General features: G+C 69.2%; 4 protein-coding genes. 3 read left to right on the top strand and 1 reads right to left on the bottom strand.

Going from position 1 to position 4,452, the window contains the following annotated elements:
* Positions 1–642 (top strand): TetR/AcrR family transcriptional regulator (locus ON27_RS29765; RefSeq protein ID WP_051047107.1); only part of this gene is annotated, 642 nt, incomplete at its 5' end.
* A 546-nt stretch (positions 643–1,188) separates the two neighbouring features.
* Entirely contained in the window at positions 1,189–2,781 is a 1,593-nt protein-coding gene (locus tag ON27_RS29770; protein WP_083887879.1) for a bifunctional phosphatase PAP2/diacylglycerol kinase family protein, read from the top strand.
* A gap of 19 nt (positions 2,782–2,800) precedes the next feature.
* Here ON27_RS29770 and ON27_RS29775 read toward each other — a convergent pair whose 3' ends face one another.
* The gene (locus ON27_RS29775) at positions 2,801–3,367 is read right to left on the bottom strand and encodes a hypothetical protein (protein WP_043735066.1); all 567 of its coding nucleotides are present in this window, start codon (positions 3,365–3,367) and stop codon (positions 2,801–2,803) included.
* Positions 3,368–3,457: 90 nt separating this feature from the next.
* Between ON27_RS29775 and ON27_RS29780 the strand changes: the two genes are divergently transcribed.
* Positions 3,458–4,366: a DUF2268 domain-containing putative Zn-dependent protease gene (locus ON27_RS29780; protein WP_043735068.1), complete on the top strand. Its 909-nt coding sequence runs from the start codon at positions 3,458–3,460 to the stop codon at positions 4,364–4,366.
* Positions 4,367–4,452: the final 86 nt, after the last annotated feature.

Genomic DNA, 4,452 nt, shown 5'->3' on the forward strand with positions numbered 1-4,452 from the left:
CACTCGGGCAGAATCAGCTTCATGCGTAGTGCCCGGCAGACGACCGCCGCCTTCGACGTCGAGCAACTCACCGCAGGCGTCGAAGGCGACTCGCAGGCCACCCGGATCCTCGACGCCGCCCTGTCGGAGTTTCGCGACCACGGCATCGATCGGGTCCGGATGGAGCACATCGCCCGCCGCGCCGGCCTGCACCGCGCTACCGTCTACCGGGCCTTTCCCAGCAAAGACCTGCTGGTCACCACCGCGCTGACCAGATGGTTGCAGCGTGTCCTGTCCGGCATCACCACCGCCGTCGCCGATTGCACCGACGTCCGCGACCGCGCCGCCGAAGGCTTCGCCATCGCCTTGCGCACCCTGCGCGACGACCCGCTCACCAACCGCATCCTGCTCGCCGACGAAGGCGGCCAGCCCTTCGTCATCACCTACGGCGCGACCCTTCTCACCGCCGCGCGGGCGTTCTTCGCCGAACAGCTGCGCCGGGCCGACGATCTGGGCGACATCGATCCCGACGCGTCCGCCGAGATCGCCGCCCGCCTCTCCCTCACCCTGCTGCTCATCCCGGACAGCTACTTCGCCCTGGAGACCGACGAAGACGCCCGCCGGTTCGCCCGCAGGCACCTCATCCCCGCCGCCATTCGGTAGCGCCGACCAGCCGATACGGGCGAATAAAGGCCCTCCGATCGCCGCGACACAGGTCGGCCTGTGCCGCGGTGGCCGGACGGAATCGTCCGGACCGCGACCACCGCTCTCGCTCAGTGACAGATTCGTGCGGCGACGTCTGCGGGCACGCTTCCTCCGTGAATCTGATCACACTGCCGATGTCGACCACCTGCCACGCGGGATCGATGCGCTGAACAGAATCTGGGTACGTCCGCGAGTGTCACCGTGAGTTCCGTTGCGCGCCAGAGCCCATCCGTTCACGCAGCCGATCTCGTCCTCCGATTCGATGGGATGGGCGAGATGTACTTCGTACTCGCTGCGCTGCACCGCCTGCAGCAGCGCGCTTTTGACCGGGCAACCGCTGAGCTGTTGGCAAAAGCCCGGTTTTCGGGGCTGGCGTCATGACAACTACCCGGTCCGACGATTTCCCACCCGGTCCGGTGGCGAAGGCCCGGCCGGTTCGGCGGCGAAATGTCGTGCGTCGTCACGCTTCGCGACGGCGGCACCCTGATCGGTAGTCTCGGGCGGGTGAGCAGTTGGGTGCGCCGGAAGTTCCACGGCATCGGACGGATCGATCGAGCGATCGGCGGCGCGGTCGCCGAGCTGCCTGCCTCGGCGGTCGACCACAGCCTGTTACGGATCACCGGCAGCGCCGATTTCAGCAGGCTGTGGCTGGTTCTCGCCGCACTGCTCGCCACCAGGCAGGGCGCGCCGCGCCGCGCCGCGATGCGCGGCGTGGTCTCCGTCGCGGGCGCCAGTTTCCTCGTCAACGTCGGTCTCAAGTCGCTCGTCGCCCGGCGCCGCCCCGCAGCGGAACTCCTACCCGCGCACCGGCGGCTCTCCCCTACCCCGAAGTCTTCTTCCTTCCCCTCCGGGCACAGTGCCACCGCCGCGGCATTCGCCACAGCGGTGGCTCTGGAAAGTCCCCGTACCGCATTGGTTGTCGCGCCGCTGGCAGCCACCGTCGCCTATTCGCGGGTGCACACCGGCGTGCACTGGAGCTCCGATGTGCTCGTCGGAGCGGCCGTGGGTTCCGGTGTCGCACTCGCAACCCGGCGCTGGTGGCCGGTGCGCGAATCGGATGAGGCGCAAGCCCGCCCCGTCCGCGAGGTCCCCGCGCTGGTGGAGGGCAAAGGACTGCTGGTCATGGTGAATCCGGCCTCCGGCGATCCGAACTACGATCCCACCGACGACGTCGTCGCGGCGCTGCCCGCCGCCACCGTCCTGCGCACCCGGGTCGATCTGGACTGTGCCGAACAACTGGAGCAGGCCATCGCCGACCACGGCGAACCGGTTCTGGCGGTCGGCGTCGCCGGCGGCGACGGCACGGTGGCCGCCGTGGCCGCGGTCGCGCTGCACCACGAACTGCCGCTGGTCGTCATTCCCACCGGCACGCTCAACCATTTCGCCCGCGACCTCGGCGTCTACGATCTGCGCGAGGTGATCGACGCCACCGGTGTCGGCGAGGCGGTCGCGGTCGACATCGCCGGCGTCGAAATGGAGGACGAGACCGGTTCACGCACCCGGCACCTGATCAACACCGCCAGTCTCGGCACGTATCCGGATCTGGTGCAACTGCGCGAGAAGTGGCAGGCCCGATGGGGCAAATGGCCCGCCTTCGCCGCCGCCCTCGTGGTCACCCTGCGCCGGGCCGAACCGATCGAGATCTGCCTGGACGGGCGCTGGCAGCGGGTGTGGTTCCTGTTCGTCGGCAACGGCCCTTACCATCCGCACGGCGCGGTGCCCGCCTTCCGCGACCGGCTCGACGCCGGACTGCTCGACATCCGCTGGCTGCGCGCGGATCTGCGCTGGTCGCGCACCCGCGCGGTGCTGGCGCTGCTGCTGGCGGCGATCGGCCACAGCAAGGTCTACGGCGAGCGCCAGTTACCCGAACTGTTCGTGCAACTCCCCACACCGGAGGCGCTGGCCACCGATGGCGAGGTGGTGGGCAGAGCCAACCGACTGCACTTTCGCATCGCAGGCCAGCTCGCGGTCTACCGCCGCGACGAGTCCAATCCACTCTGGGCCGACCGCAGCCGCCCCCACCACCGCCGTGCGCCCTGGCTGCGCGACGCGTTCCGCGCCCGCCTTCCGTTCCAGCGGCGAGCAGGCGAGGACTGAGCGCGCCCGGCGGGCGCGCTCATGCCATCGAGCGCAGCAACCCGAGTTCGGGCTCCAGCGCGCCGTCCTGGCCGAGGGACAGGAAGTCCGCCTCGACCGCGGCCCGCTCCAGAACACCGGCCCGCACCGCGTGGTACCGCACGACCGACCACACGAAGACATCGAGGCCGTCGAAGCGTGTGCCGTCCTCGACGACTTCCTCCTCGTGGAACCAGATTCCGATCTGCCCGGTGGTGAGCACCACGTACAGGTTGCCACCGCCGTCGGCGCCGATGGAGTACACGTCGTCGTCGGTGAGTTCGGTCTCGTAGTCGCAGTCCAGGATCCCACAGCTGTTGGCCGCGAAGTCGAATCCGTATGACCACGAGTAGATGTCCAGGAATTGCGGCATCCGTCCCGAGCGCACCCGGCGATCGAAGGCCGCCAGTGCCGCCGCGTCGGCAGGGGCCAGCCGTTCCAGGAAGGGCGCCACGGGACGGGTCCGCTCCGGCACGGCGACCGGAGGCCGATCGGGAAACCATCGCGCGAGATCGGCGTCCAAGCCGCGTTCGACGTAACCCACCAGGTCGCCACGAGTAAGTGTCATCGCCGAATCCTAGCCGGGGCAACGACATTCGGAGAGGCACGAATAATCGAGTTGACCCCGACCGTGCGACGATGTTCAGTGTCTCCGGACATGACGATCACTGTTCTCGACACCTACTCGGCGACGCGCGAGATCCTGCGGGCTCCAGCCGCGGATCGCGTCGCCCTGCTGCAAACGATGCTCGAACCCATGAGGGGCATGTACCGGCACTTCCCCGGCGACGTGGATTTGGTGGCCATGCATCACCTTTCGTCCGGGTTTCCCCTGGACCGTGACGCGCGGCGTTGCCTCGACGCACTCGAGACGCTGGCGGCGGCCGGGGCATGGGAGCGGGTTCGCCGCGCTCTGGACGCTGCCGTCGCGGTGCAGCTGGCGGCGCTGCCGGAGCTGGAGGTCCCCGACATCACCGTGCTTCTCGTGCTCGGCGATCCGGGCGACGCCCACTTCACGGGTCCCAGCCTCGGCGTGACCGGAAACGGCGGGATCTCCGGCTACATCGCGGTCACACTGTGGCCTTTCCCCGAGAACGTGCGGCGGCTGGAGGCGACCGTCGTGCACGAACTCAACCACAACCTGCGCTACAGCCCGGGCGGGGTCGTCTGGGACCCGGACACCGTCACGGTCGGCGAGCACGTGGTCTCCGAAGGGCTGGCCGACGCGTTCGCCCGGCAGCTCTACGGCGACGAACTCGGCTACGCCCGCATCGGCGTGCCCCATCTGCGCGACGACGCGGTGTTCGCCAAGGTCGTGTCCGGGCTCGGCGTCACCGGCATGCAGAACTTCACGGCGTGGGTGCACGGCGACGCGATCGCGGAGCGGTTCGGCGCCACCCCCGTTGGGTTGCCCACCGGCGCCGGATATGCCGTCGGCAACAGACTGGTCGACGCCTATCTGGCGGCGACGGGGCAGACCGCCGCACAGGCTCTGCACGCCGACGCGTCGGCGATCATCGCCGCCGCTTTGCACGGCCCTTCCGCTCCGGGCCAGGACCGCCGTTAAGCTCCTGCACCTATGGCACTCAGCGCGACACTGCACAACTTCGCCGTTCACCTGGCCGACGTCGATCGGGGCGTCTACCAGGAGTT

This window comes from Nocardia asiatica NBRC 100129 (assembly GCF_000308415.1).
Taxonomy (GTDB): domain Bacteria; phylum Actinomycetota; class Actinomycetes; order Mycobacteriales; family Mycobacteriaceae; genus Nocardia; species Nocardia asiatica.